Origin of the sequence: Halosimplex halobium (assembly GCF_051414055.1) — an archaeon.
Lineage (GTDB): Archaea > Halobacteriota > Halobacteria > Halobacteriales > Haloarculaceae > Halosimplex > Halosimplex halobium.
The window spans coordinates 1-26491 of sequence record NZ_JBLKNX010000018.1; the positions used below are offsets into that span (position 1 = coordinate 1).

The 26491-nt window shown below is 70.1% G+C and carries 29 protein-coding genes, 1 tRNA gene and 2 rRNA genes; 16 read left to right on the plus strand and 16 right to left on the minus strand.

The window, feature by feature from the left end; translation table 11 throughout:
- The 4 genes from ACMGFG_RS18110 to ACMGFG_RS18125 all read right to left on the minus strand — a co-directional run.
- Positions 1-231 (minus strand): 23S ribosomal RNA (locus tag ACMGFG_RS18110); the annotation flags it as partial.
- Between the two features lie 257 nt (positions 232-488).
- Positions 489-560: transfer RNA gene (locus tag ACMGFG_RS18115), tRNA-Ala, on the minus strand.
- A 93-nt stretch (positions 561-653) separates the two neighbouring features.
- Positions 654-2124 (minus strand): 16S ribosomal RNA (locus tag ACMGFG_RS18120).
- 762 nt (positions 2125-2886) lie between these two features.
- Positions 2887-3234, minus strand: a complete 348-nt coding sequence (locus ACMGFG_RS18125) for a non-histone chromosomal MC1 family protein (protein WP_436931722.1) — start codon at positions 3232-3234, stop codon at positions 2887-2889.
- Positions 3235-3496: 262 nt separating this feature from the next.
- Here ACMGFG_RS18125 and ACMGFG_RS18130 point away from each other — a divergent pair, with 262 nt between their 5' ends.
- Positions 3497-3694 carry a hypothetical protein gene (locus ACMGFG_RS18130; RefSeq protein ID WP_006882158.1) on the plus strand — a complete coding sequence of 66 codons (198 nt, stop codon included), beginning with the start codon at positions 3497-3499 and terminating at the stop codon, positions 3692-3694.
- Positions 3695-3735: 41 nt separating this feature from the next.
- Positions 3736-4791, plus strand: coding sequence for a quinone-dependent dihydroorotate dehydrogenase (locus ACMGFG_RS18135; RefSeq protein ID WP_436931723.1), 1056 nt, complete (start codon positions 3736-3738; stop codon positions 4789-4791).
- 58 nt (positions 4792-4849) lie between these two features.
- Here the strand turns inward: ACMGFG_RS18135 and ACMGFG_RS18140 are convergent, their stop codons facing one another.
- The 6 genes from ACMGFG_RS18140 to ACMGFG_RS18165 form a co-directional block, all read right to left on the minus strand.
- The gene (locus ACMGFG_RS18140) at positions 4850-5644 is read right to left on the minus strand and encodes an ABC transporter permease subunit (protein ID WP_436931724.1); all 795 of its coding nucleotides are present in this window, start codon (positions 5642-5644) and stop codon (positions 4850-4852) included.
- The gene (locus ACMGFG_RS18145) at positions 5637-6575 is read right to left on the minus strand and encodes an ABC transporter ATP-binding protein (RefSeq protein ID WP_436931725.1); all 939 of its coding nucleotides are present in this window, start codon (positions 6573-6575) and stop codon (positions 5637-5639) included. The genes ACMGFG_RS18140 and ACMGFG_RS18145 overlap by 8 nt, the downstream gene beginning before the upstream one ends.
- 107 nt (positions 6576-6682) lie before the next feature.
- Positions 6683-6937, minus strand: coding sequence for a hypothetical protein (locus tag ACMGFG_RS18150; protein WP_436931726.1), 255 nt, complete (start codon positions 6935-6937; stop codon positions 6683-6685).
- Positions 6938-7000: 63 nt separating this feature from the next.
- Complete coding sequence (locus tag ACMGFG_RS18155) at positions 7001-7981, minus strand: ArsR/SmtB family transcription factor (protein WP_436931727.1); 981 nt, start codon at positions 7979-7981, stop codon at positions 7001-7003.
- Between the two features lie 160 nt (positions 7982-8141).
- Entirely contained in the window at positions 8142-9659 is a 1518-nt protein-coding gene (locus ACMGFG_RS18160; protein WP_436931728.1) for an alpha/beta hydrolase, read from the minus strand.
- A gap of 111 nt (positions 9660-9770) precedes the next feature.
- The gene (locus ACMGFG_RS18165) at positions 9771-10808 is read right to left on the minus strand and encodes a formylglycine-generating enzyme family protein (protein ID WP_436931729.1); all 1038 of its coding nucleotides are present in this window, start codon (positions 10806-10808) and stop codon (positions 9771-9773) included.
- A 537-nt stretch (positions 10809-11345) separates the two neighbouring features.
- On the opposite strand from ACMGFG_RS18165, the gene ACMGFG_RS18170 reads away from it, so the two are divergent.
- Entirely contained in the window at positions 11346-11732 is a 387-nt protein-coding gene (locus ACMGFG_RS18170; protein WP_436931730.1) for a hypothetical protein, read from the plus strand.
- Here ACMGFG_RS18170 and ACMGFG_RS18175 read toward each other — a convergent pair whose 3' ends face one another.
- Together ACMGFG_RS18175 and ACMGFG_RS18180 are read right to left on the minus strand one after the other, a co-directional pair.
- On the minus strand, positions 11733-12299 hold the full coding sequence (locus ACMGFG_RS18175) for a mechanosensitive ion channel domain-containing protein (RefSeq protein WP_436931731.1): 567 nt from the start codon (positions 12297-12299) through the stop codon (positions 11733-11735).
- Between the two features lie 367 nt (positions 12300-12666).
- Positions 12667-13014 (minus strand): hypothetical protein, encoded by a 348-nt coding sequence (locus ACMGFG_RS18180; RefSeq protein WP_436931732.1) that lies wholly within the window; start codon positions 13012-13014, stop codon positions 12667-12669.
- A gap of 225 nt (positions 13015-13239) precedes the next feature.
- Between ACMGFG_RS18180 and recJ the strand changes: the two genes are divergently transcribed.
- Complete coding sequence (gene recJ, locus ACMGFG_RS18185) at positions 13240-14667, plus strand: RecJ family nuclease (RefSeq protein WP_436931733.1); 1428 nt, start codon at positions 13240-13242, stop codon at positions 14665-14667.
- 219 nt (positions 14668-14886) lie between these two features.
- On the opposite strand, the gene ACMGFG_RS18190 is transcribed toward recJ, so the two are convergent.
- Positions 14887-15744, minus strand: coding sequence for a DUF7551 domain-containing protein (locus tag ACMGFG_RS18190; protein ID WP_436931734.1), 858 nt, complete (start codon positions 15742-15744; stop codon positions 14887-14889).
- Positions 15745-15868: 124 nt separating this feature from the next.
- Between ACMGFG_RS18190 and ACMGFG_RS18195 the strand changes: the two genes are divergently transcribed.
- The 6 genes from ACMGFG_RS18195 to rio1 all read left to right on the plus strand — a co-directional run bounded on the left by ACMGFG_RS18195 (position 15869) and on the right by rio1 (position 19313).
- Positions 15869-16090, plus strand: coding sequence for a hypothetical protein (locus ACMGFG_RS18195; RefSeq protein WP_436931735.1), 222 nt, complete (start codon positions 15869-15871; stop codon positions 16088-16090).
- A 183-nt stretch (positions 16091-16273) separates the two neighbouring features.
- On the plus strand, positions 16274-16555 hold the full coding sequence (locus ACMGFG_RS18200; RefSeq protein WP_436931736.1) for a hypothetical protein: 282 nt from the start codon (positions 16274-16276) through the stop codon (positions 16553-16555).
- Positions 16556-16684: 129 nt separating this feature from the next.
- Positions 16685-17011, plus strand: a complete 327-nt coding sequence (locus ACMGFG_RS18205) for a DUF5783 family protein (RefSeq protein WP_436931737.1) — start codon at positions 16685-16687, stop codon at positions 17009-17011.
- 93 nt (positions 17012-17104) lie between these two features.
- A complete protein-coding gene (locus ACMGFG_RS18210; protein ID WP_436931738.1) occupies positions 17105-18025 on the plus strand; it encodes a metal-dependent hydrolase in 921 nt (306 codons plus the stop codon).
- A gap of 67 nt (positions 18026-18092) precedes the next feature.
- A complete protein-coding gene (eif1A, locus tag ACMGFG_RS18215; protein ID WP_436931739.1) occupies positions 18093-18380 on the plus strand; it encodes a translation initiation factor eIF-1A in 288 nt (95 codons plus the stop codon).
- A 72-nt stretch (positions 18381-18452) separates the two neighbouring features.
- Positions 18453-19313: a serine/threonine-protein kinase Rio1 gene (gene rio1, locus ACMGFG_RS18220; protein WP_436931740.1), complete on the plus strand. Its 861-nt coding sequence runs from the start codon at positions 18453-18455 to the stop codon at positions 19311-19313.
- Between the two features lies 1 nt (position 19314).
- Here rio1 and ACMGFG_RS18225 read toward each other — a convergent pair whose 3' ends face one another.
- Complete coding sequence (locus ACMGFG_RS18225) at positions 19315-20097, minus strand: RlmE family RNA methyltransferase (protein ID WP_436931741.1); 783 nt, start codon at positions 20095-20097, stop codon at positions 19315-19317.
- 245 nt (positions 20098-20342) lie between these two features.
- Here ACMGFG_RS18225 and ACMGFG_RS18230 point away from each other — a divergent pair, with 245 nt between their 5' ends.
- The 4 genes from ACMGFG_RS18230 (at position 20343) to ACMGFG_RS18240 (ending at position 22710) form a co-directional block, all read left to right on the plus strand.
- Positions 20343-21023, plus strand: coding sequence for a nucleotidyltransferase domain-containing protein (locus ACMGFG_RS18230; protein WP_436931742.1), 681 nt, complete (start codon positions 20343-20345; stop codon positions 21021-21023).
- Entirely contained in the window at positions 21016-21339 is a 324-nt protein-coding gene (locus ACMGFG_RS18235; RefSeq protein ID WP_436931743.1) for a DUF8154 family protein, read from the plus strand. The genes ACMGFG_RS18230 and ACMGFG_RS18235 overlap by 8 nt, the downstream gene beginning before the upstream one ends.
- On the plus strand, positions 21255-21527 hold the full coding sequence (locus tag ACMGFG_RS24290; protein ID WP_495849357.1) for a DUF8154 family protein: 273 nt from the start codon (positions 21255-21257) through the stop codon (positions 21525-21527). Before ACMGFG_RS18235 ends, ACMGFG_RS24290 begins: the two co-directional genes overlap by 85 nt.
- Positions 21528-21795: 268 nt before the next feature.
- The gene (locus tag ACMGFG_RS18240) at positions 21796-22710 is read left to right on the plus strand and encodes an NmrA/HSCARG family protein (RefSeq protein ID WP_436931744.1); all 915 of its coding nucleotides are present in this window, start codon (positions 21796-21798) and stop codon (positions 22708-22710) included.
- 6 nt (positions 22711-22716) lie between these two features.
- On the opposite strand, the gene ACMGFG_RS18245 is transcribed toward ACMGFG_RS18240, so the two are convergent.
- Together ACMGFG_RS18245 and ACMGFG_RS18250 are read right to left on the minus strand one after the other, a co-directional pair.
- Complete coding sequence (locus tag ACMGFG_RS18245) at positions 22717-23451, minus strand: sporulation protein (RefSeq protein WP_436931745.1); 735 nt, start codon at positions 23449-23451, stop codon at positions 22717-22719.
- Between the two features lie 115 nt (positions 23452-23566).
- Entirely contained in the window at positions 23567-24310 is a 744-nt protein-coding gene (locus ACMGFG_RS18250; RefSeq protein WP_436931746.1) for a PGF-CTERM sorting domain-containing protein, read from the minus strand.
- Between the two features lie 161 nt (positions 24311-24471).
- On the opposite strand from ACMGFG_RS18250, the gene ACMGFG_RS18255 reads away from it, so the two are divergent.
- Together ACMGFG_RS18255 and ACMGFG_RS18260 are read left to right on the plus strand one after the other, a co-directional pair.
- Positions 24472-25215 (plus strand): DNA polymerase sliding clamp, encoded by a 744-nt coding sequence (locus ACMGFG_RS18255; RefSeq protein WP_135364755.1) that lies wholly within the window; start codon positions 24472-24474, stop codon positions 25213-25215.
- 234 nt (positions 25216-25449) lie between these two features.
- Positions 25450-26457 (plus strand): AI-2E family transporter, encoded by a 1008-nt coding sequence (locus tag ACMGFG_RS18260; protein WP_436931747.1) that lies wholly within the window; start codon positions 25450-25452, stop codon positions 26455-26457.
- Positions 26458-26491: the final 34 nt, after the last annotated feature.

The window sequence follows — 26491 nt, forward strand, 5'->3', positions numbered from 1 at the left end:
GTTCACTCGCGGTTACTGACGATATCTCGATTGATTTCTTTTCCGACCGGTACTAAGATGTTTCAATTCCCGGCGTTCCCCATTGCGCGAAGCAATTGCGGTGGGGATTCCCATTCGGAAATCCGCGGTTCTTCGCTTCCATGCAGCTCCCCGCGGCTTATCGCAGCTTGGCACGTCCTTCGTCGGCACTCGAGCCGAGCCATTCACCAGGTGGCATAGTAGCCACGTTAGTGGAGGAGGTCCGATGAGGGACCTCCGGATATGTGGAGATCCGGATGGATCTCCTACGTCGTTGGACTCGATGAACGAGTCCAGTGGACGCCTGGATCGCACGTACACACGGTCTCATCTGCACCCCTGCGGGTGACGCAGTGCGTGCATCGACCCTTCCCATCCGCGTTCGCACGGGATGGTGCATCGGTCTGCGTACTACGATCCGAGTGGCGTGCCCCACTTAAGGGACACGGTTCGAATCGCCGTACGTGACATGGACCCACTGGGATTTGAACCCAGGGCCTCCGCCTTGCAAAGGCGGCGCTCTGCCGCTGAGCTATGGGCCCGTCGTTAGCCCTGGTAGTTCATAGGTGCCCGGCTGCGGGCGGTCGCGGGACGCCAGATAGGTGGGCTGGGGCGACGCCCCAGTCCCGGTCAGTAGGAGGTGATCCAGCCGCAGATTCCCCTACGGCTACCTTGTTACGACTTAATCCCCCTTGCGGAGCCCAGATTCGACCTGGGTATCCAGGCCTCATCCGGACCCCACTCGGGTGATTTGACGGGCGGTGTGTGCAAGGAGCAGGGACGTATTCACCGCGCGCTTCTGACACGCGATTACTACCGAATCCAGCTTCATGAGGGCGAGTTTCAGCCCTCAATCCGAACTACGACCGGGTTTAGGGGATTAGCGCGTCCTCTCGGACTGGCGTCCCACTGTCCCGGCCATTGTAGCCCGCGTGTTGCCCAGCACATTCGGGGCATACTGACCTACCGTTGCCCGTTCCTTCCTCCGCTTTGGCAGCGGCAGTCCTCCTAGTGTACCCAACCACCGCATGGTGTTGCTGGCAACTAGGAGTGCGGGTCTCGCTCGTTGCCTGACTTAACAGGACGCCTCACGGTACGAGCTGACGGCGGCCATGCACCTCCTCTCAGTAGCTCTAGTAAGGTCATCAACCTGACCGTCACTGCTACTGTCGGTGCTGGTGAGATGTCCGGCGTTGAGTCCAATTAAACCGCAGGCTCCTCCGGTTGTAGTGCTCCCCCGCCAATTCCTTTAAGTTTCATCCTTGCAGACGTACTTCCCAGGCGGCTCGCTTCTCGGCTTCCCTACGGCACAGCGCAGGCTCGTAGCCTGCGGCACACCTAGCGAGCATCGTTTACAGCTTGGACTACCCGGGTATCTAATCCGGTTCGAGACCCAAGCTTTCGTCCCTCACCGTCGGGTCCGTCTTCTCGAGGCGCTTTCGCCACCGGTGGTCCGTCCAGGATTACGGGATTTCACTCCTACCCCGGACGTACCCCTCGAGTCCTCCGGCCCCAAGCCGAACAGTTTCCGCTGGACGCCCACGCGTTGAGCGCGTGGATTTCCCAACGGACTTGCACGGCCGGCTACGGACGCTTTAGGCCCAATAAGATCGGCCATCACTCGTGCTGCCGGTATTACCGCGGCGGCTGGCACCGGTCTTGCCCAGCACTTGTTCCTGTACCACCTTACGGTACAGAAAAGCGAGGACTGTATGCCCTCGCACTCGGAGTCCCCCTATCGCACTGTCGTGCAGTGTAAAGGTTTCGCGCCTGCTGCGCCCCGTAGGGCCCGGAATCTTGTCTCAGATTCCGTCTCCGGGCTCTTGCTCTCACAACCCGTACCGATTATCGGCACGGTGGGCCGTTACCCCACCGTCTACCTAATCGGCCGCAGCCACATCCTCTGGCGCCGGAACGTTTCCAGCTCGCGCCACTCCAGGGTACGAGCTGTATCGGATATTAGCCTCAGTTTCCCGAGGTTATCTCCGTCCAGAGGGTAGTTTGGCCACGTGTTACTGAGCTATCTGCCGCGGGTCTGAACCCGCGCGACTAGCATGGCTAAATCGGACTCCGATAGCAATGGCCTCCGGCAGGATCAACCGGAATGTCCCCTGCAGAGCAGGGGGGTTAGGCGGGAACACACTCGATGTGAGTGTGATCTCTATCGCTATCGTGGTCTAGCGTCCGGCGACACGCGGTCACAGACCGGGTGTCACCGAACTACCAGGGCTAACATCAGATCCCATCTGTACGGCGGACCGCAGGGGTGGAATCCTCATTTCTTTCGGACCTCAACGTAGGCCGAGGGAGCATATAACCCCTTCGACATCGCTTCGGTCCGGGCGGTCGGGTTTCGTCGGCCCCGACCGGGCCGCGCTTGCAATCCATCCGAGCGCCCTGTTACACTTAAGGGCGTCGGATCGATCCCCGTCGAAACCGCACGACGGGAGTGGGACGAGTGCCCGAAGGTCCGGCCGACCGTCCGGCCGAACCGGGCGCGTCCCGCGGCCCGGCGAGGGCGTGTGCCCCGCGCCGCTTCGTATCTAATTCGATGGGGGTGATTCACTTAAGACCGTCGGATCGGTACCCGCCACGTCATGCGATTTCATGGGACGAAACCACACGAGCGAGCTGCGACTGTGGGCGGGCGGCGTCGAGCCCCGCGGCTCGCGAGTGGAGTGTCGCGTGGCAGGAGGGCGGCCAGTCATCCCGCGCGTCGCGCGCTCGGTGTGGCCGGGTGGGAGCCACGCGCCCGTCACTCGGTGGGGCTCCCCCTTGTAGTTCACGCACGCGGGCGACGCGGGCGGCCGCTCGGCTGCCCGGACGGGGACCGGCGCCGGAGAGCGGCGAGGAGAACAGCCCGCCGCCTCAAATATCGTCGAGGTGCTCGACGCCCTGTTTCGAGACGTTGGCCTTCGTGATCTCGTCGACCTGGTTCATCCACACGTCGGAGGGGTCGTCGGCGTCCCACTCGTTCATGTCGACGTCCGGCGGCGACTCCTTCCAGGACCACCCCTCGTAGACGTGGACCTTGTGGGTGCCCTTCTCCCGCAGTCGGATCGACTCCCGGTCGGCCGCCTCCTCGCTGCTGGCCGGGTCGAGCCGCCGCGCCGCCTTCAGTGCCGCCTGCCGGGGTGTGCTCCCCGAGAAGACGCTGTCTTCCTCGCCGTTCTCCGTCCTGAGCGCGAAGTTGCGCTTGTCGCTGTCGGGTGCCATGGATTCGACCGCTCCATGCCAACCCAGCACATGATTCATTATAAATATACCCCCGGATCGGGGCGCATGCTGGCGATTCGTTTATAAATCAGGTCGGCCGACCCGTCGCGGACGGTCGATCGCCCCCAGATTTCCGCCGCGACCGGGAGGAATAAAACTCGCGCGCACGCCGCACGTGCCGCCGTACCGCTCCGTCGACCGCGCGGGCGCGCACGGTAGACTTAAGTGTATCCTGCGGCGAAGGGCCGAATAGGATAGCGCGATGGTGCGAAAGAAGAAGCTCAGCCCGAGTGGCGCCAAAGACGAGGACGGCGAGTACCACAACGTCCACATCAACATCCACGAGGACGAGCTGGCCGTCGCCGGCATGGAGATCGGCGACGAGGTGTTCGTCCGGGTCCGCGACAACAAGATCATCATTCAGAAGGCCGACCCGGACGACGTGGAACACGAGTTCTAGCGCCCGGGCCGGTCCCGCCCCCTCGGGGGCGCACCTCACCCATGAACGCCTACGACATCGCCAAACCACTGTTGTTCTCGCTCCCCGCCGAAACTGCCCATACCCTCGGCCACGGGGTCGTCAGCGCCGCCGGTACGGCACCGCTCGACCGCGCCATCGCCCGCCACTACGCCGTCGACGACCCGCGCCTGCGCGTCGACGCACTCGAATCGTCGTTCCCCAACCCCGTCGGCGTGGCCGCCGGCTTCGACAAGAACGCCGAGGCCGTCCGCGGGCTGGCCGCGCTGGGCTTCGGCTTCGTCGAGGTCGGCGGCGTCACCGCCGTCCCCCAGTCGGGCAACGCCCGCCCTCGGATGTTCCGCCTGCGCGCCGACGACGCCGTCATCAACCGCATGGGCCTCAACAACGACGGCGCCGCGACCGTCGGCGAACGGCTCCGCGCCCTCGACGCGCCCGTCCCCGTCGGCGTCAACATCGCCAAGTCCGAACACGTCGACACCGCGGGCGCGCCCGCGGACTACCTGGCCACCTACGAGGAGGTGGCGGCCGGCGGCGACTTCTTCGTCGTCAACGTCTCCTGTCCGAACTCCCAGGGGTTCGAGGAACTGCAGAACCGCGAGGCCATGACGGCGATCCTTACCGAGCTACAGGACGCCGGCGCCGCGCCCCTCCTCATCAAACTCTCGCCGGACCTCCCCGAGCCCGCCGTCGCGGACACGCTCGACCTGGTCACCGAGCTCGGGCTGAACGGCGTGGTCGCCACCAACACCTCGACCGAGCGGCCGGACACCCTGGAGAGCCCCAACCGCGCCGAGACCGGCGGGCTCTCCGGGGCGCCCATCGAGGCCCGGGCGACGGAGATGACCCGCTTCGTCGCCGAGCGCGTCGACGTGCCGGTCGTCGGCGTCGGCGGCGTCGCCACCGCGGAAGACGCCTACCGGAAGATCCGCGCCGGCGCCTCCCTCGTGCAGCTGTACACCGCCTTCCTCTACCGCGGCCCCTCGATCGCCCGCGAGATCAATCTCGGCCTGCTCGACCTGCTCGAACGAGACGGCTTCGACTCGGTGACCGAGGCCGTCGGCGCCGACCTGGACTAGCGGGACGGGCGGACGCCGCGACCGAACGGTCAGGCACGCGGACCGGGCGGAGGCCCGTTCACTCGATGTCCTTCCGCCGGAAGACCGCGACTGCGACTGCGACGAGCCCCGCGGTCGCGACGGCGAGGACGGCGGCGTCGCCGAGGGCGTACTCGCTCTCCCGGAGGACGGCGTTGGGGTCGACGTACCGCGTCGGGGAGACGGCGCCGACGGCCTCGAAATCCGTGTCGGTGACCAGCGACTCCGCGAAGAAGAGGCCGACGAGCGCGCCGGCGGCGACCCGCTGGGCGACACCCGCACGGTCGAAGACGACGGAGGCGACGAGGCCGAGCGCGGCGCAGGTCGTCAGATACGGGACCGAGAGGAGGTGGACGGCGGCCACGTCGACGGCGGGGACGGGGTAGTCGACGGCGGCGGTGGCGGCGACCACGACGACGGGGACGACCGTCGAGAGCGCGACCAGCGGGACGGCCAGCGAGGCGAACGATTCGATGACGACCCGCGCGCGCGAGACCGGCAGCGAGAGGAGCATGTCCATCCGCTCGCGCTCCACGTCAGCGGCGATCAGCGACGCGCCGGCGTACGCGAAGTAGATCCCGACGACCAGCAGCCAGCCGAACGTGTACAGCTCGGAGGCGAGATACCCCTCCATGGTCGCCAGCGACTGGACGCCGAAGGCCTTCGAGAGCGCCTCCGGGTAGGCCTCCAGTAACTGGTCGATGTCGGCGCCGAGGCTCTCGGCGAAGGTCGGGTAGACGAAGATGTACAGGAGCGCGAACCCCGCGAGCGCGGCGGTCGCAACTGCGGCTCCACGGATCCGGTGGCGCCCCTCGTAGCGGGCGATCTCAAGCATCCTGTCCCCCGTAGAACCGCATGAACACTTCTTCGAGCGGCGCCTCCTCGATATCGAGGTCGAGGACCCGCCGCTCGCCCAGCGCCGCGATCAACTCGTTCACGTCGCCGGTGAAGGTGAACGTGCACTCGGTGACGGAACTGGCCCTCTCTCCGTCGCCGTCGCGTTCGCCGGTTCCACCGTCGGTCGTGCTGCACGAGGCGTCGTGGACGCCCTCGACGTCGAAGGCGCCTGGGCTCACGTCGCCCGCGACGCGCACGCGAACGAACTTCCCTGTGCGGTGGAGCAGATCCTCGATCCGCTCGGTCGTGACGAGCCGCCCCTCCCGGAGGATCGCCACCCGGTCGCAGATCCGGCGGACCTCGCTGAGCACGTGCGAGGAGAGGAAGACCGTGAGCCCGCGCTCCTGTTCGGCCTCGACGAAGTCGTTGAACGCCCGCTGCATGAGCGGGTCGAGGCCGGCGGTCGGCTCGTCCAGCACGACCAGGTCGGGGTCGTGCATGAACGCCTGGACGAGCCCGAGTTTCTGGACGTTGCCCGTCGAGTACTCCCGCACTGTCCGGTCGACCGGCGGGTCGAACGTCTCCAGCAGTTCGTCGCGGCGCTGGTCGCCCTTGATCGACGCGTGGAGGTCGAGGACCTCCCGGCCGGTCACGCCCTCGTCGAAGGCTGGGTTGGCGGGGAGGTAGCCGACCCGTCGCTTCGCCGCTATCAGGTCGGCCTCGTCGGTCACGTCGTGGCCCAGGACCGTCGCTCCGCCGCTCGTCGGGGACTGGAACCCCATCAGCGTCCGGATGGTCGTCGTCTTCCCGGCGCCGTTGGGCCCGAGGTAGCCGAACACCTCGCCGTCCTCGACGGCGAACGTCACGTCGTCGTTGGCGAGGACCTCGCCGTAGTCCTTGGTGAGTCCCTCGACTTCGAGCGCGGCCATGCTTCCGACTCGACAGGCACGCACAAATAGCCTCGCCGCGGTCGCTGTCGCGCTCCGGGACCCCGCGGGCCGAGCGGAACGCCTCGTCGGCGAGCGGCCGTCGTCGGTCAGCACCCGCCGACGGAGCCGCGCCGGCGCAGGTACGCCAGCAGCGTCAGCTGGACGTACAGCAACGCGAGCGCGACCGGGGCCGCCGCCAGCGCCGAGTGGAAGTCCGACAGCGGGAGCCACTCGACGACGGTCGTGCCGACGGCGATCGTGGTCCCGCCGACGTACAGCAGCGGCGAGGCCGTCATCGACTTCGCCTCCGCGAACAGGCCCGCGAGCCCGTCCGGGTCGGAGTCGACGCCGTTCGTTGCCATACGCGACCGTACCGCCGCCGGCCACTTGGGCGCTCGGCGAACGGAATTTCTATTCGCGCGCTGTCAGTCTTCGCGGACCGACACCTCGCCCGACCCGTCGACGGAGACGGCGAGGCGGTCGCCGTCGAGGGCGAGTTCGACGTCGACGCGGAGCGGGTCGCGCTCGACCACCGCGACCGTTTCGTCGTCGGCGACGAAGGCGGGCTCCCAGACGTGCAGGTCCGCGAGCGGGCGGCCGTGGCGGCGGTAGAAGGCGGCCACGCCGGGGTCGACGAGCAGGCAGAAGCCGACGGGGCCGACGAGGCGGCCGCCGCAGGTCTCACAGCGGATCCGCAGGCCCGGCGCCGGCCGGGCCGGCTCGGGGTCGTCGCGCTCGGTGACGACCGCGGGCTCGACGGGTGCCGAGCACTTCGGGCAGACGCCGGCGAGGCCGCGCTCGATGGCCTGGCGGGCGAACAGTTCCGCCAGCGAGACCACCTCCGGGAGCGTCGCGTCGGCGGCCGCGGCGGGCGGGAGGCTCCAGGCGAACAGCCGGTGGTCGTTCGGGCAGGAGACGCCGCAGCGGCCGTCGCGGTAGACCGCGACCGCGTCGGCCCCGCACTCGGAACAGTCGCTGTCGATGGGCGCCGGCCCCAGCGTGCCGCCGTGGGTGTAGGTGCCCGCGAGGATGGCCGCGACCGTCTCGACGCCGGTGACCGTCAGGCGATAGCCGTCGTCGACTTTCCGGACGAAGTTGTCACGGAGCTCGTTGAGGTGGTACCGGAAACGCCCGGAGTCGCGGATGCCGACCCGCTTGCGCAGGTCCGCGAACCCGACCGACTCGACCGTCCGTTCGCGGTGAGCGGTCGCGAGCTCCCGGAGGATGTCCACTCGCAGCGGGTCCGACAGCGCCGCGAACGCCTCCGCGGGGTCGACGCGCTGCTCGGGGACCGCGTCCGCCTCGCTCGGACCGGCGGTCCCGTCAGATACGTCGCCCGCGGCGGTCCCGTCGGTGTCCGCAGCCTCGTCCGACTCCTCGGTATCGCCGCCGTGCGGCGCTGTCACGGTCCCACCCTCCCGGTCGCGACCCGGCACATACGCCACCGTTCCGTGCCGACGGGCACAAATCCATCGGCCGCTGCCGGTCGCAGCCGAGCCGGCGGCCGCTATGTCGCGACCGTGCCGACGGCCGCCGGAACGGGGCCGATCGACTCGTCGGCGACCGCTACAGCCCGGTCGTCCAGTCGGCCAGATCGGCGACCGGCTCCTCGGCCACGCTGTCGGCGAAGACGTACTCCCGGGTCAGCGACGGCTCCGCGCCGGGCTGGAAGATGTGCGACAGCTCGGGGTAGCGCTCGAAGCGGGCCGCGTCGGGGTCGTCGAGCCCCTCGCGCCAGCCGGCCAGCGCCGGGTCGGCCGGGATCTGGAAGTCCCGGCCGCCGTGGCCGAAAAAGAGGTCGGCGTCGACGGTGTTCGCGGTGGCGACCTGGTCGTACCGGTAGAAGGTCTTCCACCAGATCCCCGGCAGCGGGCCGATGGGTCGGCCGTCGGCGACCGACCCGTTCTCGACGGCGTCCATCAGCCGTCTCACCGCGGCGAGCTGTTGCTCCTCGCGGGCGGAGAGGCCGCCCTGAACCTCGAAAATGTGTTTCACCTGCGGGGGGTAGACCTCGGTGAACGGGCGGGCGTTCCCGGCGAGGACGGCCGCGCCGGCGACCCGCCCGTCGCGCTCGGCGATCCGGGGCGCGCAGGCCGCGCCGACGCTGTGGCCCGCGACGACCGTCCGCTCGGGGTCGACCTCGGGCTGGTCGCGGAGGACGCCCAGCGCGTGGACGGCGTCGTCGACGACGATGTCGTCGATGGCCCACTCGGCGCGGGGCACGTCGCAGGCGTAGGTGCGCTTGGCGTACCGGAGGACCGCGACGCCGCGGGTGGCGAGCCCCTGGGCCAGATCCCTGAAGGGCTTGTTCGGCCCGATCGTCTCGTCGCGGTCGTGCGGGCCGCTACCGTGGACGAGGACGACGCCCGGGACCGAAGTTGAGCCCGTCGCGGTCGCCGTCCCGGACCCGCCGCCGTTCGCGCCGGCGGGGACCGCCAGCGTCGCCGGGAGCGAACACCCCTCGGGTTCGAGGGTCAGCGTCCGCTCGGAGAACGTCGCCGGGTCGACGTACTCCGGCGAGCGATACTCGGCGGGGAACCACAGGCCGCCGACGCGGCCCTCGCCTGCGACCGCGACTTCGACCCGGGCCGAGCCCTCGGCGCAGTCGACGGGGACGACGAACGTCGTCGAGCCCTCGCGGGTCGCCGTCTCGACGCTCCCGGTCGACTCGACGGCGCCGTGCTGGGCCTGCAGGCCGAGCCAGAGCCGCTCCAGGGCCGACCGCGGGAGGTTCTCGGCGAGTTCGTCGGTACTCATGGCGTGAGCGGCGTCGAACTCGCCGGCCCGCAGGTGGGCGACGAACTCGCGAGCGGTGGATCGGCCGGCCGGCGTCGGGGTCGGCGACGCGGTGGCGGTCGGCGTGGCCGCCGCCGGATCGGTCGGCGGCGCGGTCGTCGCCGCGGGCGTCGGGGAGGGCGTCGGCCCGGGAGTCGGCGTGTCGCTCTCGGCCGGTGCGGGCGAGCCATCCGTGCCCTCGCCGGTCCCGTTACAGCCCGCGAGGCCGCCGGCGAGGGCGAGACCGGCGACCGCGCGGAGGAGGCGTCTACGCGAAGCGTCGGGGGAGCTGTCAGGGTCGGACTGCATCGTCATCGGACGTGACACGCGGCAGGGACTTCAGCGTGTGGCGAATCGGATTTCTGTAAGAGAGCCGACTCGCCGAGGCGGACACCGCAGACAGCCGGCCGCTCCCGACCGTCACGCCGCGTCGACGACGCAGCGGAAACCGATGTTGCCCGTCGAGCCGTCGGGCTCGTTGTGCGACCGGGCGGCCAGCCGGTAGCGGTTGCACCACGACTCGTGACAGAGGTGCGAGCCGCCGCGCATCACCCGCTCGTCGCCGTTGGTCGGCCCAGTCGGGTTCGCCGGGTCGTAGGCGTCGGTCGTGTGATACTCGGCGTCGAACCAGTCTCGACACCACTCCCAGACGTTGCCGCAGACGTTGTAGAGGCCGAAGCCGTTCGACTCGAAGGCGTCGACCGGCGCGGTCGCGCGGTAGCCGTCTTCGGCCGTGTTGCGCTCGGGGAACTCCCCCTGCCAGACGTTACAGCGGTGCTCGCCGCCGGGTTCCAGTTCGTCGCCCCAGGGAAATCTGGTGCCCTCGCGCCCGCCGCGGGCGGCCCGCTCCCACTCGGCCTCCGTGGGGAGCCGTTTGCCCGCCCAGTCGGCGTAGGCCGCGGCGTCGCGGTGGGAGACGTGCGCGACCGGGTGGTCGAGCAGGTCGTCGGCGACGACGCTCGAACTCGGGCCGTAGGGGTGAAACCAGTCGGCGCCGGCGACGGCGACCCACCAGTCCGCGCCGGGGACGCGCTCGCGGACGTGTTCGCGGTCGGCCGCGGCCACGAAGTCCTCGAAGACGAACGACCAGCCGAACCGCTCGGCGTCGGTGGTGTGGTCGGTCTCGCGGACGAACGCCAGGAACTCGGCGTTCGTGATGGCGTGGCGGTCGACGTAGTAGGCGTCGGTCCGTACCTCGCGGACCGGCCCCTCGCCGTCCTCCGGGAAGCCCACGTCGGAGTCGGTGCCCATCCGGAAGGTCCCCGCGCCGACGCGGACCATCCGGTCGGTCCGCGGGTCGTCGTCCGTGGCGGGTTCGGTGCGCCAGTCGGCGTCCGGCGAGTCGGTGGTTGCGGACTCGGCGTCCGGCGAGTCGGTGGTTGCGGACTCGGCGCCCGTCGCGGTCGGATCGTCGGCCCCGCGTCCGGGGCTGCAGCACGCGCGGTCGTCCTCGCTCACGCCCCCGCTTCGAGCGGCGCCGAGGAAACGGTTTGGGTGCGACGAGTTGTCGGATGGGCGTCGACGGCTGCGGGAGGTGAGACGGCAGCGAGAAAACTACCGCAAACAGCGTGAAAGCCCCCGCGTGCTCCGGTCGTGCGCCTCGCTGCGCGCTTCACTCGCTCCGCTCGTTGCAGTGCTTGCGTCGCCCGTCTTCCCGAAGCGGCCGACCCCTTTCATTCCCGCCCGCACAGACTGGCCGGTCAGCCGATACGGGCGGGAATGAAAGGGGCGACGCGTTCGCCGAACCCCGGCGACGCAAGTGACGCGGGACCTCCGGTCCCGCTAATCTGAGGCCGTAGCCCTCAGACACCGCAGGCCGAAGGCCGAGGAGCGCAGCGAGCCGCGGGAGGCGAACGCGTCGGGGCTTTCACGCTGTTCTCGGTTGCGGTGGGAGTACCCTAGGTGGCGGCAGCCCCACTGTGATATCCAGCACGACTGCTGATCCCGGACACACCTAGGCATGGATTTAATTGCGCAGGGGGCATGGTGGCGGACATGGACATCCGGGACGCAGTCGAGGCGGACGCGGACCGGCTGGCGGAGCTCACGGGGTCGCCCCAGGACGTGATGCGCAACCTCGTCCACGACCGGACGGTCCGGGTCGCCACCGACGAGGAGGCCATCCAGGGGTTCGTCAGCTACGACGCGCGCGAGGAAACGGTCCACGTCACGCAACTGGAGGGCACCGAGGACGTGCGGGACCGCCTGCTCGAGGAACCGATCCGCTTCGCCGATTCGGAGGGGATGGCGGTCGAAGTGCTCGTTCCGGAGGACGAGGGAGGCACGCGCGAATCGGCCGAGTCGGCCGGCTTCGAGCGGACCGGCTCCGGCCCGACCTTCGAGGGCCAGCCCACCGTCCGCTACCGGCTCGACCCCTCGTAGCTACGCGGCGTCGACGTCGCTATCGCCCTCCTTCGTCCAGCGCTTCTCCACCTCGCGGTTCGCGAGCACGACCGTGTCGCCGTCGTCGAGTTCGAACCGGCTCTTGCGGAGTTCGATCGCCCGGACCGTCCCGGTCATCGACTGGGTCGTCACCCGGTCGCCGGGGTTGAAATCGGGGTCCCGCAGGAGGTAGACGCCGGCGACGGCGTCCTCGATCATGCTCGACAGGGCGTAGGAGACGCCCAGCGCTAGAAATCCGGTCGCGGTGCCGAGACTCGCCGCGATAGCGCCCAGACCGACGATGTTCAGGAGGACGAGCGCGGCGCCGAACCAGAGGAAGACCCCGATGATCGTCGTCCACAGCTGGGCGATCAGGTCCTGCTCGCTGGGGTAGATACTGCCGAAGAACCGCCGGACTATCGACAGGACGACCCTGATCGCCACGTACGCGACCGAGACGAAGACGATCGCCATGACGAGCTTGGGGATCGCGTCCGAGAGCGCGGCCCCCAGTTCGTTCACCGTCTCGGTCGCGAGGTCGACGACGAACCCGACTGGCGTCTGCATAGCGACCCCATTGGACCGACAGTTCAAGAGTGTCGGGGGCGGTTCGACCCGAAACGAGGGGCGAAGCGGCGGCGGAGCGGCGCGGTGGCGGGACGGTGGCGGGGCGGTGGCTGTGCGGTCGTGGTGGCGGTGCGGGGCAGTGCGGGGCGGTCGCGGTGGCGGGGCGGTGGCTGTGCGGTCGCGGTGGCGGTGCGGGGCAGTGCGGGGCGGTACAGTGGCGGGGCGGTAGCGGTCGAACGTCCGGCGCGGAGCGCCGGTTCACCGCTCGCGCTCCGCGCGAGCGGCCTTTTTCACCCATGTTTTTGGACCGGGGGTTCCCCGCAGCGCGCCGGAGGCGCGCGAGGAAACCCCCGGTCGAAAAAGATGGTCACAGGAACTCGCGGACCTCGGAGTACCACATATCGTGGTGGTCGACGGCGCCGACGGCGCGGGCGACGCGGACGGCGATGGCGTGCCAGCAGAGTTCCTCGGGGTCGTCGTCGTCGAGGTTGTACTCGGCGTCCTTGCAGTCACAGGAGTCGTCCTCGACGACGTACTCGTCGTCGTGGCCGACGACGACGGTGAAGTCGCGGTACTCCTTGACGCGCCGCTCGGAGACCGCGTCGATGGCGCGCGCGCCGCGCTCGCCGTGGAGGTCGAGGATCCGGTCGACGGTCTCGGGGGTGAGTTCGCCCCGGTCGGCGAGCGCGGCCTCCCAGCGGTCGACCGCGTTCACGATACCGACGGTTGGAGATACCCGAACTAAACAGGTTCGGTGCGACGAGGAGCGCAGGCCGGAAACCGCACCACAGCGGCGCCGCGTTCCTCACTCGACCGTCCGCCGTGCGTCGGACGCCCGGCAGACATCGGCGGGAGGACGGCCGGATCCGGGGGAGCCACCGGCGGGGCGGCGGCCGGACACCCGGACTCTTAAACCCGAAGCCCCGATAAGAACGGTTCGATGAGCACGACCGGGCCGGTACCCGACCTGGCGGACCGCGCGGCCGCCTGCGCCGACAGGCTGCTGGACAGCGACGAACTGTTGCTGGCGTCGCACATCGACGCCGACGGGCTGACGAGCGCGGCCGTCGCGTCGACGGCGCTGGAGCGGGCCGGCCTGGACTTCGAGACGGTGTTCAAGAAACAGCTCGACGAGACGGAGATCGCGTCCATCGCCGCCCGCGAGTACGACACCGTCCTGTTCACCGACTTCGGGAGCGGGCAACTGGACGCCATCGCGGCCCACGAGCGGGCGGGGGACTTCGACCCGGTGATCGCCGACCACCACCAGCCCGCCGAGGCGGAGACGGAGTTCCACCTCAACCCGCTGCTGGAAGGGATCGACGGGGCCTCCGAGCTGTCGGGCGCGGGCGCGGCGTACGTCCTCGCGCGGGCGCTCGCGGAGCGGGGCGACCAGTCCGCTGACAACCGCGATCTGGCGGCGCTGGCGGTCGTCGGCGCCGTCGGGGACATGCAGGCAGTGGGCGGCGAACTCGTCGGCGCCAACCGCGGCATCGTCGAGGAGGGCGTCGCGGCGGGCGTCCTCGCGGAGGGGACCGACCTGTCGCTGTACGGCAAGCAGACCCGGCCGCTCCCGAAGCTGTTCGAGTACGCGACCGAGGTGCAGATCCCGGGCATCTCCGGGGACGAGGCGGGCGCCGTCCGCTTTCTCGAAGACCTCGACGTGGACCTCAAGGACGCCGGGGAGTGGCGGACGTGGGTCGACCTGACCGACGACGAGCGCCAGACGGTCGCGAGCGCGCTGGTGCAACACGCCGTCCAGCGCGGCGTCCCGGCGAAGAAGATAAACACCCTCGTCGGGACGACCTACGAACTGGTCGACGAGCCGCGGGGGACGGAGCTGCGCGACGCCAGCGAGTTCTCGACGCTGCTGAACGCCACCGCCCGCTACGAGCGCGCGGACGTGGGCCTGGGCGTCTGTCTGGGCAACCGCGAGGGGGCGCTGGACCGCGCGCAGACGCTCCTCTCGAACCACCGTCGCAATCTCTCGGAGGGGCTGGAGTACGTCCGCCGGGAGGGGGTCACCCACGAGGACCACCTCCAGTGGTTCGACGCCGGCGAGGCCATCCGCGAGACGATCGTCGGCATCGTCGCCGGGATGGCGCTGGGGACCGACGGCGTCGCCGCGGACAAACCCATCGTCGCGTTCGCCCGGAAATCGGAGGCGGAGACGAAGGTCTCGGCCCGCGGGACGGGGACGCTCGTCCGCGAGGGGCTGGACCTGTCGGCGGTGATGGGCGAGGCCGCCCGCTCGGTCGGCGGCGACGGCGGCGGTCACGACATCGCCGCCGGCGCGACCGTCCCCGCCGGCGAAGAACAGGCGTTCGTCGACGCCGCCGACGACATCGTCGCCGACCAGACGGGCTGACCCGCGGGAGACCGGTCCCGACCAGACCGGCTGACCCGCGGACGACCGTTCTCGCCCGCGCTCCGACCGCCGCGGAGCCGTCGGCTCGGCGGTGCGGCGCCGAATTCGTATAGCCGGATGCGATTTATCGCGGCGAAGACGGCGACGGCCGTCGGACGGGGAGAGCGGTGCGAAACGCGGCGTAAAGGCAGTGAGAGCGGAAAACGAAGCGGAACGGCGTCAGCCGTCGACCGGGGCGGCGGTGTCGAGTGAGGCGGCGGCTCCGCCGGCCGGGGAGAGGGCGATCCGCCAGCCGTCGTCGACGGGAGTCACGGACGTGGCGACGCGGGGCCGTCCGGCGGTGCGGCGGACGGTCTCGACCGAGAGCGGGAGCGTCGGGAGCCGGCCGTCGCGGGGCCGGAGTTCGTAGCCGCGGACGGTCACCGCGTGCGGGCGGTCCCAGTGGCCGTCGACGAGCGCGAACCCGTCGACCAGTCCGACCGAGCGGAGGTGCGCGAGGGCGGCGCGGACGGGTCGGGTGCCCCCCTCGACGGCAGGGAGGTGTGCGGTCGCGCGCTGCAGGGCCTCGGCCCGCGCCGGGTCGGGGAGCCGCGAGTCGAGTTCCGCCGCCATCGTCGCGAGCAGTTGCAGACAGAGCCGGTCGCGGTCGGGCGTCCGCTCGGCGGCCGCGAGGTACTCGTCCATCACCGCGCGCTCGACGCCGTCGTGGTCGCTGGCCGACAGCGCCTCGAACACCGCGCCCGCCAGGTCGTGACAGTACGCCACCAGCGCGCGCTGGGAGGCGGACTCCGCCGTGGCGGGCGGGAACGACCACGCGCAGTCATCGCCGGGGTCGCCGTCGGCCTCGCAGACCACGAAGTCGTACCACGGCGCCCGCGGGTCGTACCGCCGGAGCGTCGCCCGGTAGGCGTGGGCCACGCGGACCGCCTGGACGGCCGTCTCCCGGTCCGGGAACCGCCGGCCGTCGACCGGTACCGGCCGCTCGCCCGTCCGCCCGCACTGCACGTAGTACTCCCCCGAGTCCTCGGCGAGCTCCTCCAGCTCCGCCCTGATGTCGGTCAGCGTCCGTCCGATCATTTAGGTCGGCCTAAAACCCGGGGGTACATAACAGCGGGTGGTTTCCGACGGCGGGGTGTTCGTACGGGAGGGGCCGAAGGACGGGCCGTGAGGTCTATGGGGGCGGGCGTCGAGCGTCCCGTCGATGGCAGTCGCCGAGCGCGACGCGTTCGACCTGGCGCTGGTGGCGATAGCCCTGGTACTCGTCGTCGGGCCGGCGGTCAGCGCCTCGAACCCCGCGGCGGTCCTAGGAGGGGCCGTGAGCGCGGTCACGTCGCTCGGGCCGCTGACCTACCTGTTCCTGCTCGGCGTCGTGGGCGTCCTGTTCGCCGCCTACGCCGTGCTGTACCTGCCGAACACGCAGTGAGCCCGGTTCCGTGACCGGGTCGGCAGTTCGGTGTTCGCCGGGGGCTGCCCGTCGTCACCCGTGTCGTAAATCGAATGTCGATATACGGAACAGGGAGCGGCACGGGCCGGGACGGAGACGGTGGAGAGAGGTCGAGACGGTATGGGTGACACATCTAAGTGCGAGAAGCGCTAGCTGTGGGCTATGGCGACAGAATCGGGGCGGTCACTGACAGACGACGGGAAACTGCTGTTCGGCGCGGGGTTCGTGTTCGGGGTGATGGTGACGCTGGTCCTGCTGGGCGTCGTGGCGGCGGTCGTCGCGGCGAACGCGGGCGGGCTGACGACGACGGCCGCCGCCGCGCTCGTCGGCGGTGTCGTCTTCGCCGGCATCGTCGGGAGCGGCCTGTTCCTGCTGGCGTTCCCGGAGAACCGCACGCGGATCCCTGTCGACGACGTGGACTTCGGGATCGGCGACGAGGAGTGAACGGGCCGCAGTACGAGGAGTGAGCGGCCCCGGCTGGGGGTACACCAGGGGCGAGCGAGCGGCCGGAGCGCGGTCCGGGCGAGCCCCGAGACGGACGACTTTTGTCGGCGGTGGCCGTGGCTTGGGCCAATGGTCGAGTTCGACCCCGAGAAGTTCGAGGACAAGTACGCGAACTACTTCACCGAGCTGCAGCGCGCCTACAAGGGCGCCTTCGAGACGATGAACGACCGCTACGACTCGGAGTTGATCCACGCCATCGACCAGCAGATCCTCTCGGAAAGCGAGCCCTTCTACGAGGGCGACGGCGAGTTCCGGATCGAACTCCCCGAGGACCCCCACGAGCGGCTCTCCGGCGTCCTCGTCGCCGACGACGAGAAGGTCGAGACGATCCTGGAGCGGTACGTCGAGGAGATCGAGGCCGAGATCCGGTCGGTGTTCGGCTTCGACGAGGAGTGACCGCGTCTCGACGGCGATAGCCGCGGATCTCGACGGACGTGTGCGACCGGTTCTCGCGGGACACTTATCTCCGCGCGCGGCGAAACAGGCGTGATGTTCGTCGGCCACGCCTGTCTCGCGTTCGCGGTCGCTGCCCTGGGCGCCGACCGCCTCAGGTGGTCCCGCGAGCGCGCGCTCGGGGTGGCCGCCCTCGCCGCGCTGTTCGCCACGCTGCCCGACGTGGACGTGGTCTACGGCCTGTCCGGGCTGGTCGCGCCGGCGGCGGGCGCGGGACCCGTCCCCGTCGAGTCGTTCTGGGCGGCCGGCAACCGCGTCCACCGCGGGGTCACCCACGCCCTGCCCGTCGCCGCGGTCGTCACCGCCGCGGTGTGGCTCGGCGGCCGGAGCGGGACCCCCTCGCGAGCGGCCGGCGCGGCGCTGCTCGCTGGACTCGTCCCGGTCGTCGCCGCTCTCGGCGGCGGGCTCGCCGGCGCGGTGACGGCGCTGTTCGTCTGCTGCGTGGGCGCGGTCGTCGTCCTCGCCCGCCGGCGGGGCGTCGCGCCCCGGGTGCTCGCGGGTGCGACGTTCGTGGGCCTGTTCACCCACCCCTTCGGCGACCTGCTCACCGGCGAGCCGCCGGCCCTGCTGTACCCCTTCGAGGCGACGCTGGTCGCCGAGCGGGTCGTCCTCTCGGCGGACCCGACGCTGCACCTGCTCGGGGCGTTCGGCGTCGAGCTCGCGACCGTCTGGCTGGCGCTGGCCGCCTACTTCCGGATCGCCGGCGAGCGGCCGACCGCCCACGTCGACCGCCGGGCGGTGCTGGGCGTGGCCTACGCGGGGGCGGCGCTCGCGCTCCCCGCGCCCACGCTGGAGGTGTCCTATCACTTCGTGTTCAGCGTCCTCGCCGTGGGGGTCGTCGGCGTCGCGCCGCCGTCGCCCGACCGGCTGCGGGCCTGGCGGGCCGGCGTGACCGCGCTCGCGGCGGTCAGCCTCGCCGCCGTCGCCTACGCGGCCGTCTACCTGACCGTCGGGTGAGCCGCGCCGCGAGCCGCCCTTCCCGATCCTGCAAAAGTTAAAACGTCTCCCGAGACAACGGACGGGTATGAGCGACAACGAGGGCCGAACGGACCTGCGGATGCCGGACGACGACGAGGTGTTCGCCGTCGTCACGGAGATGCTCGGGGCGAACCGGGTGGAGGTACGCTGCATGGACGGGACGGAACGGACGGCGCGCATCCCCGGGAAGATGCAGAAGCGCATCTGGATCCGCGAGGACGACGTGGTGCTCGTCGAGCCGTGGGACTGGCAGGACGAGAAGGCCGACATCACGTGGCGCTACGAGAAACAGCAGGCCGACCAGCTGCGCGAGGAGGGACACATCCAGGAGTAGCATGGCGGACGACACTACCGCCGGGCGCGCACACCCTCTCTTCTCCTCGCGCGCCGGGCGGGACCGCTGACCATGCCGGAGTACCGCCTGCTCGACACCGACGAGGCCGAACACCCGGGCGACGAGTTCGAGGAAGTCGAGATCGAGGACACCGAGGCCGACCGGATCGCCCGCAAGCGCGACCGGGAGTTCAACGAGTTCCGCAAGCGCATCAAGGACACCGAGCAGTTCAAGGTCGAGGACTCGGTGTTCGACGACGCCACCTTCGGCGCCCTCTACAAGCTCGTCCAGGACGGCCACATCGTCGCCTTCGGCGGCCCCATCTCCACGGGCAAGGAGGCCAACGTCTACACCGCCCTGGGCGACGAGGACACCGAGGTCGCCGTCAAGGTCTACCGCATCAACGCGTCGGACTTCACCGACATGCGGGGCTACCTCGACGGCGACCCGCGCTTCCAGGGGATCGGCTCGGACAAGAAGAAGGTCGTCCTCGCGTGGGTGCGCAAGGAGTTCGCCAACCTCAGCCGCGCCCGCCAGGCCGGCGTGCTCGTCCCCGAACCCATCGCCGTCGAGCGCAACGTCCTCGTCATGGAGTACCTCGGCACCGAGGAGGGCCGCGCCAAGCGCCTCTCCGAAGTGAACCTCGAGAACCCCGAGACCGCCTACGAGGTCGTCGCCGAGTACATGCGGCGGCTCCACGACGCCGGTCTCGTCCACGGGGACCTCTCGGAGTACAACCTCGTCGTCCACGGCGACCACATCTACGTCATCGACCTGGGCCAGGCGGTGACGGTCCACCACCCCAACGCCGAGGAGTTCCTCGACCGCGACTGCGAGAACGTCGCCGCCTTCTTCGGCCGGCAGGGCCACGACGTGACCGCCGACGAGCTGAAGTCCTACATCGTCGGCGAGGACGGCGAAGACGAGTTCTGAGTCACCCGACCGGTTCCGCGAACGCGTAGTTGGGTTTCACGTCGCCGACCCGCACCTCGACGGTCTCGCCCTCCGCGGCGCCGGCGACGAACAGCGTGAACCCGTCGACCTTGGCGATCCCGTCGCCCTCGCTCCCGGTGTCGACGATCTCCACCTCGACCTGATCGCCCTCGCGGACGGGCGCCGTCAGGTAGCCCTTGGCGACCAGATACAGCTCCGACGAGGAGTCGCGGGAAGCGTCGGGCCGGACCTGCCGGACGTACTCGAACTCCGCTTCGATGTCGGCCTCCAGGTCGTCGAGGTCTTTCCCGTCGAAGACCTTCACGGCCAGATCCCCGCCGGGCGCGAGCACGCGGTCGGCGACCTCGAACGCCTGGCGGGCGAGGTGGACCGAGCGGGCGTGGTCCAGGTCGTAGTCGCCGGTCATGTTCGGCGCCATGTCGGAGATCACCACGTCGACGGGCCGGTCCTCGCCGTCCGCGCCGACCCGCTCGACGACCTCGTCGATGGTCGAGTCCTCGGTGAGGTCGCCGCGGACGCACTCGACGTTGTCGTAGTCGAGCGGGTCGATCCGCTGGCGGTCGACGCCGACGACGGTCCCGTGCTCGTCGACCGCCTCGGCGGCGACCTGGAGCCACCCGCCGGGCGCCGCGCCCAGGTCGACGACCGTGTTCCCGGACCCGAACAGGCCGGCCGTCTCGTCCAGCTGTTTGAGCTTGTACGCCGAGCGAGCGCGGTAGCCCTGCTGTTTGGCCTTGTTGTAGTACTCGTCCTTGCCGCTCATGCGTGTCTCACCGCGTTCCGTGGCCCTCCCAGCGCGGGTCGGGCCGGCGAAGTTTCGCTCATAGGGGGTGTCACGCCGTCGAAGCGGAAAGGGCCGTCGGATGGTGTCGGCGACGTTTGGCCTGTCGACCGTGGCCGCCGATGCCTCGCTACGCGCCTACCCGACGGCCCACGAGATAGAACTGGCGCAGAACCCGTGCAGGTCAGCCCCAGGATTATTGTCTCGTGAAGCGAGACACGTAATGCATGACGAGACAAAAGAACGGGGCCCGCGAGATGGAGCAAGCCACTGTCGGGTTGCCGGTTCCGGCGCCGGAGCCCGACCTGTTCCGTCACACGGCCACCGACGACCTCCTCCAGCTGCTGCTCGACAACCCCTACGAGCAGTTCACGATCCGGGAGTTGAGCCGACTCACCGACAACGCGCCCCAGTCGGTCAAGCGGGCCGTCGACGTCCTCGAAGCCAACGGGCTGGTCGTCGCCGAGCCCGAGGGCAACCGCCGGCTGGTCGGCATCAACCGAACCCGGGTGACGAAGCCCGACGACCCCGTCCTGCGCATCCCACAGCCGGAGTTTCACCGACCCGTCCGCGCGGCGCTCGAACGGATCCGCGACGAGCTGGGTGAGGTTCGGGGGGTCCTCGTGTTCGGCAGCGTCGCCCGGGGCCAGGCCGACCGCCAGAGCGACATCGACCTCTGGGTCCTCGCCGGCGACCGCGCCGACCAGCACCGCGCCAACGAACTCGCGAAGGAACTCGGAGGGGAGCGGTTCGACGGCGACCGCTACGAGTTCCAGATCCTCGTCGAGACGCCGGAGTCAGCACGGGGTCACGCCGACCGGCTCGAAGACGTGTTCGCCGACGCGATCACGCTGGTGGACAGCGACGCGCTCCGCGACCTCAAACACGAGGTGATGAGCGGTGCCTGACGAACCCGACGCCCTCGACGACGCTATTAGCCGGGCCGAGGACGCGTTCGGCGGACAACTGGGCCGGCCGGAGTACGAGGAAGGACTCGATCCGGACGCGCACGACGTCGACGTGATCCAGCTCCGGAAGGCGTGCCGTCTGCTCGACGCGTGTCGCCTCCTGCGCGAACACGACGGCTACCACACGAGCGTCATCGAGATGTCCTTCGCGGCCGTCGAACGCACGTTCGAGTGCTACGCGCTCAACGCGTCGAACGACACGATCGACGATTTCGCGAGGGGCACGACCGCGCTTACGACCGCGGTGCCGAGCTGAACCTCGTCACGGAAGCGACTGCACGGCGGCTGAAGCAACTGTACCGCGACAATCGCGCCGCCGCGTACTACCGGGACACGGTGGCGGCCGCCGGGCAGGCCGAGGCGATGTTCGAACTCGCGGTCACCGTCCACGACCACGTCACTGACTTCGCACGGCTATCGCACGAGTGTCGGTGCCGGGACTGACGACGCGAGATCGAGGAGGGGTGCGGAGAGCGCCACTGTGGCGGTCGGCCTCGCCGCTGATGAGCGCCACAGCCGATGCGAGGGAGTTCCGAACCGGGACTTCGGCGGACTCGGCGAGCTCGCCCGGAGCGTGGCCGCCGTCCGGAACCCGCGGGGTTCGACGGGCTCCGACGTCCCCGAACCGCCCGGTGACATCGATGTCATCCGGTATCGTGTACGACGCCTGAAAGATATACGTGTGCCGGCCCTACCACAGTACGACGAACCAATGACTGACGACACTACCACCGTACTCGTAACGGGAGCGACAGGAAATCAGGGCGGCGCGGTCGTCGACCACCTGCTGGCGAGCGAGGGGGCCTTCGACGTGCGCGGGCTGACCCGCGACGCAAGCGGCGACACGGCCCAGGCGCTCGAAGACCGCGGCGTCACCATGGTCGAGGGTGACCTGAACGACCCCGACAGTCTCCGCGACCCCGTCGGCGACGCCGACGCCGTCTTCGCGGTCACCAACTTCTGGACGCAGGGCTACGACGACCAGGTCGAGCAAGGTAAAAATCTCGCGACGGTCGCCGACGAGGAGGGCGTCGAACACTTCGTCTTCTCCGGCGTCGGCAGCCACGACGAGGACACCGGGATCCCCCACTTCGACTCCGCCGACGAGATCGCCCAGCACGTCCGCGACACGGACCTGGACTGGACGGTCCTCAAGCCGGTCTTCTTCTTCGAGAACCTGGAGGCGTTCGCCGATGACATCGTCGAGGACGGCCAGCTCGCCCTGCCGCTCGCGGAGGGCGTCGGCCTGCAGATGGTCAGCAACGACGACGTGGGCCACGCCGCCGCCGTCGCCTTCGAGAACCCCGACGAGTTCGTCGGCGAGGCGATCGACCTGGCGGGCGACGAGAAGACCCTCGAAGAGACCGCCGACGTGCTCTCCGAGGTCACCGGCGTCGACGTCGAGGCCGTCCACGTCCCCATCGAGGACGCCTACGAGAGCTTCGGCGAGGAGTTCACCGTGATGTGCGAGTGGTTCAACGAGGTCGGCTACAGCGCCGACATCCCGGCGCTGGAGGAGCGGTTCGGCTTCGCGTTCGACGACCTGGAGACGTACCTCCGCGACAGCGGCTGGGAGGACAAGGAGGGGATGGCGTCGGTCCCCGGCTGGGTCAAGGCGATGCAGTAGACCGGTCTACACCAGCCGCTCGACAGTCCGGCGGAGCTGGTCGCGGGCGGCGTCGGCGTCGACCTCCGGGAGCGTGAAGCTGGTCTTGCGCTCGTCCGCGTCGGCGAGTTCGCTGAGCAGACCCGCGCTGCGGTCGACCTCGGCGTAGACGGTCAGCGCCTCCGGCGAGGGGTCGAAGACGAGTTCGAGCTCGTCCAGATCGCCCCGGAAGGGACCGTCCGAGGGGCGGAACTCGAACTCCTGGACGAACCGCCGGTCGGTGTAGCGGCCGTACGGGTCGGCCTCGCAGTCGGCGGTCCGGAGGGACAGTCCCAGGTCCTCCGCGGCGTCGAAGACGGTTTGCATCCGCTCGGTGGGGCGGACCTTCAGGTGGTCCTCGTCCTCCGGGTCGACGGCCATCCCGATCTCCAGGTCGGTGTCGACCCAGACGGCGGCGTCGCCCATCGTCAGCGGCGTCGCGTAGGGGATGTCGAGTGTCGTCCCGTAGCTCGTCTCCTCGCCGGGTTCGACCGTGAACCCGTCGGTGAGGTGGAGACGGTCGACGGTCGTCTCCTCGTAGCCCTCCTCGACCCGGTAGCGGGTCTCGACCTCCAGTTCGATCCGGTCGACGGTCTGCTCGGCCTCGCCCCCCTCGACCTGCACGACGGCGTCGACCGACTCGCCCGGCCGGACGGTCTCGTTCTCCAGTACCGTGTCGACTGTCGCGTTGCCGATGCCGACTGACGCGAGGATCTTCTTCATCCTGTCCGACACTTCCGGCGGCTCGATACAAAAACGTACGGACGCGGGATGGGGTGGGGTCGGGCGGAGTGGGGTGGCCGGTCCGCGGGACCGGACTGGACCGGACCGGGGAGTCTCAGTCGTCGTCGCGACGGCGGAGCAGGGCGCCACCGCCCAGGAGGCCGGCGAGCGAGGCCAGGAGACCGAACCCGGGCCCGTCGCCGGTGGTCGTGGTCCCCAGGTTCCTGGGTCGCTCGTCCTCCTCGACGTCGGCCACGGGGCGGTTGGTCGCCTGCTGGCCGGGGCCGGCGCTCACGTCGGACCGGCCGATCTGTTCGAGGACGACGCCGACGAAGTCGCCGTCGCAGCGGTTGAACCGGTTGATGAGGTACAGCTGGCCGGGCAACACCTCGACGGAGCCGCCGATGTACAGCGTCGTCTCGGCCTCGGGAGTGTCCCCCTGTTTGCGGTTGATGACCGCCGCCTCGTAGGCGAGCATCTCGTCTGGGGGCCAGGTGTCGCTGCCGGGGGGGACACAGTCCTCCGCGACCCGGCTCTGGGTCGGCGAGGTCGACCCGCCGACGTGGATCATGAACCCGGCGAGATTGTCGTTCTCCCACCGCGAGACCTCCGGGATGGCCGCGGCCTCCGTGATCTGGGCGGCCCCGACGCCGCTCGTGCTCGCGAGCGCGCCCGCGCCGACGGCGCCCACACCGGCGGTCGCAGCGCCGCGCAGGACGCGCCGGCGGGAGAGGGTCGGCTGGCGGTCGGCGTCGGTCGCCCGGCCGGGCTCGCGCCCGCGGTCGCCGGCGTCGCCGTCGCTCGGTGGGTCGCCGTTCCCGTCGCCCGTCCGGTCCCCGTCGGGTGATAGTGGCGGCATACGGCTCCGATTGGGTCGTGAGTCGGCTAAGACCGGTGGATGCATTCGCAGGCAGCCGCGGCGGCCGGTCCCGACCCGCCGAAACCGCACCACGCGGCCACGCGCGGGCTCGCGGGCAAAGAAGGGACTTTTTAACGGATGGGGGCGTAGCCGCGGGCAAGATGTTCAACGCCATCGTGAGCGCGGACACGCTCCGGACGACGCTGGACTCCGTGAGCGTGCTGGTGGACGAGTGCAAGATCCACCTCGAGGAGGACGGGCTGGAGATCCGGGCGGTCGACCCCGCCAACGTCGGCATGGTCGATCTGGAACTGTCGGCCTCGGCCTTCGAGTCCTACGAGACCGACGGCGGCGTCATCGGCGTCAACCTCTCGCGGCTGGAGGACATCGCGGGCATGGCCGACGCCGACCAGCTGGTCCACCTCGAACTCGACGAGGAGACCCGGAAGCTGCACATCGCCATCGACGGCCTGGAGTACACGCTGGCGCTCATCGACCCCGACTCCATCCGCCAGGAGCCGGACCTGCCCGACCTCGACCTGGCCGCCGAGATCGTCATCGAGGGCCGCGACATCGACCGCGCGGTCACCGCCGCGGACATGGTCTCGGACCACATCGCGCTGGGCGTCGACGACGCCGACGAGTACTTCTACGTCGACGCGGAGGGCGACACCGACGACGTCCACCTCGAGCTCACCCGCGAGGACCTCATCGACCTGACCGCCGGCCCCGCTCACTCGCTGTTCTCCCTGGACTACCTGAAGGACATGAACAAGGCCATCCCGAAAGACGCCGAGGTGCGGATGGAGCTCGGCGAGGAGTTCCCCGTCAAGATGCACTTCGACATCGCCGAGGGCGAGGGCCAGGTCACGTTCATGCTCGCCCCGCGTATCCAGAGCGAGTAACCCGTCCGCGCTCCGCCGTTCTGCCGTCTCTTTCAGCCGGTCAGCGGCCGCTCGGTGCCGATGGCGACCCGTCCGTAGCCCGCGGCGGCCCGTCCGTAGTTCGCAACCTGCCCGCACGGAGCCCGGATCAAGGCCCTTCCGGCCGGGGGCCCACTGTTCTGGCGTGCGCGTACGGAGCGGCGCCGCCCCGCGGGGAGCGAACCGTCGACCGACCGCCGCCGAACGGGGGGCCTGATGGTCGACACCGAGCGGCTGCAGGTCGGCTTCTTCGCCCTCGTCCTGCTGGTGTTCGGGTACCTCGTCGTGCTGATCGTCCGGCCGTTCCTGACGGCGCTGCTGGTCGCCGTCCTGCTGGCCGTACTGCTCACGCCGGTTCAGCGGCGGCTCGCCCCCCGCGTGGGCGAGCGGGTATCGGCCGCCGGGCTGGTCGGGTTCGCGGTCGTGGCGACCGCGGCCGTCGGCGCGGTCCTGGTCGCCGCGGCGCCGGCCGGGCTGGGCGACCTCTCGGCGACGCTGGAGGGGTTGTCCGTGCCGACCGCGGCCGAGCGACGGGTCGAGCGGCTGCTCGGCGTGGAGATCCCGCTGGGGTCGATCGTCGAGTCGGTCCCCCGCCGACTCGCGGAGCTGCTCGTCGGCGACCTCACCGGGCTGGTGAGCGCGACGACGGACTTCTTCCTCGGCGCCGTGCTCTTCCTGTTCGTCCTCTACTACCTGCTGGTCGACGGCGACCGGCTGGTCGGCTGGGCGGGCGAGCGCCTGCCGTTCGACGACGCGACCACGGAGACGCTCCGCGAGGACGCCCACCGGACGACCTGGGCGGTACTGAAGGGGCACGTCTTCGTCGCCGTCGTTCAGGGAGGGGTCGCGGGCGTCGGCCTCCTGGTGGTGGGACTCCCGAACGTCCTGTTCTGGAGCGGCGTGATGATGGTGCTGGAGCTGTTCCCCGTGGTCGGCGTCGCGGGCGTCCTCGGGCCGGCGGCGCTGTGGCTGGGGCTCCAGAACCGCCTGCTCGCGGCCGCCTTCCTGGTCGTCTACGGGGCGACCGCCGTCGCCGTCGTCGACGACTACCTGCGGGCCCGCGTCGTCGACCGCGGGTCGTCGCTGCACTCGGCGACCGTCCTCGTCGGCGTGTTCGGCGGCGTCTACGCCTTCGGCGCCGTCGGCCTGTTCTACGGGCCGATCGTGGTCGGCCTGTTCGGCACGCTCGTCCGGCTGTTCGACGAGCAGTACGTCGACAGATGAGGGGGCGGACGGGCGAGTAGTTGACGAGGAGGTC

Coding starts and splice junctions, on each gene's coding strand:
- eif1A (WP_436931739.1), top strand. CDS start 18,093: ATGAGCGACAACGAGGGCCGAACGGACCTGCGGATGCCGGACGACGAC.
- ACMGFG_RS18210 (WP_436931738.1), top strand. CDS start 17,105: ATGTTCGTCGGCCACGCCTGTCTCGCGTTCGCGGTCGCTGCCCTGGGC.
- ACMGFG_RS18260 (WP_436931747.1), top strand. CDS start 25,450: ATGGTCGACACCGAGCGGCTGCAGGTCGGCTTCTTCGCCCTCGTCCTG.
- ACMGFG_RS18150 (WP_436931726.1), bottom strand. CDS start 6,937: ATGGCAACGAACGGCGTCGACTCCGACCCGGACGGGCTCGCGGGCCTG.
- recJ (WP_436931733.1), top strand. CDS start 13,240: ATGAGCACGACCGGGCCGGTACCCGACCTGGCGGACCGCGCGGCCGCC.
- ACMGFG_RS18230 (WP_436931742.1), top strand. CDS start 20,343: ATGACGAGACAAAAGAACGGGGCCCGCGAGATGGAGCAAGCCACTGTC.
- ACMGFG_RS18170 (WP_436931730.1), top strand. CDS start 11,346: ATGGACATCCGGGACGCAGTCGAGGCGGACGCGGACCGGCTGGCGGAG.
- rio1 (WP_436931740.1), top strand. CDS start 18,453: ATGCCGGAGTACCGCCTGCTCGACACCGACGAGGCCGAACACCCGGGC.
- ACMGFG_RS18140 (WP_436931724.1), bottom strand. CDS start 5,644: ATGCTTGAGATCGCCCGCTACGAGGGGCGCCACCGGATCCGTGGAGCC.
- ACMGFG_RS18255 (WP_135364755.1), top strand. CDS start 24,472: ATGTTCAACGCCATCGTGAGCGCGGACACGCTCCGGACGACGCTGGAC.
- ACMGFG_RS18205 (WP_436931737.1), top strand. CDS start 16,685: ATGGTCGAGTTCGACCCCGAGAAGTTCGAGGACAAGTACGCGAACTAC.
- ACMGFG_RS18160 (WP_436931728.1), bottom strand. CDS start 9,659: ATGCAGTCCGACCCTGACAGCTCCCCCGACGCTTCGCGTAGACGCCTC.
- ACMGFG_RS18125 (WP_436931722.1), bottom strand. CDS start 3,234: ATGGCACCCGACAGCGACAAGCGCAACTTCGCGCTCAGGACGGAGAAC.
- ACMGFG_RS18190 (WP_436931734.1), bottom strand. CDS start 15,744: ATGATCGGACGGACGCTGACCGACATCAGGGCGGAGCTGGAGGAGCTC.
- ACMGFG_RS18240 (WP_436931744.1), top strand. CDS start 21,796: ATGACTGACGACACTACCACCGTACTCGTAACGGGAGCGACAGGAAAT.
- ACMGFG_RS18250 (WP_436931746.1), bottom strand. CDS start 24,310: ATGCCGCCACTATCACCCGACGGGGACCGGACGGGCGACGGGAACGGC.
- ACMGFG_RS18195 (WP_436931735.1), top strand. CDS start 15,869: ATGGCAGTCGCCGAGCGCGACGCGTTCGACCTGGCGCTGGTGGCGATA.
- ACMGFG_RS18135 (WP_436931723.1), top strand. CDS start 3,736: ATGAACGCCTACGACATCGCCAAACCACTGTTGTTCTCGCTCCCCGCC.
- ACMGFG_RS18175 (WP_436931731.1), bottom strand. CDS start 12,299: ATGCAGACGCCAGTCGGGTTCGTCGTCGACCTCGCGACCGAGACGGTG.
- ACMGFG_RS18130 (WP_006882158.1), top strand. CDS start 3,497: ATGGTGCGAAAGAAGAAGCTCAGCCCGAGTGGCGCCAAAGACGAGGAC.
- ACMGFG_RS18245 (WP_436931745.1), bottom strand. CDS start 23,451: ATGAAGAAGATCCTCGCGTCAGTCGGCATCGGCAACGCGACAGTCGAC.
- ACMGFG_RS18225 (WP_436931741.1), bottom strand. CDS start 20,097: ATGAGCGGCAAGGACGAGTACTACAACAAGGCCAAACAGCAGGGCTAC.
- ACMGFG_RS18200 (WP_436931736.1), top strand. CDS start 16,274: ATGGCGACAGAATCGGGGCGGTCACTGACAGACGACGGGAAACTGCTG.
- ACMGFG_RS18145 (WP_436931725.1), bottom strand. CDS start 6,575: ATGGCCGCGCTCGAAGTCGAGGGACTCACCAAGGACTACGGCGAGGTC.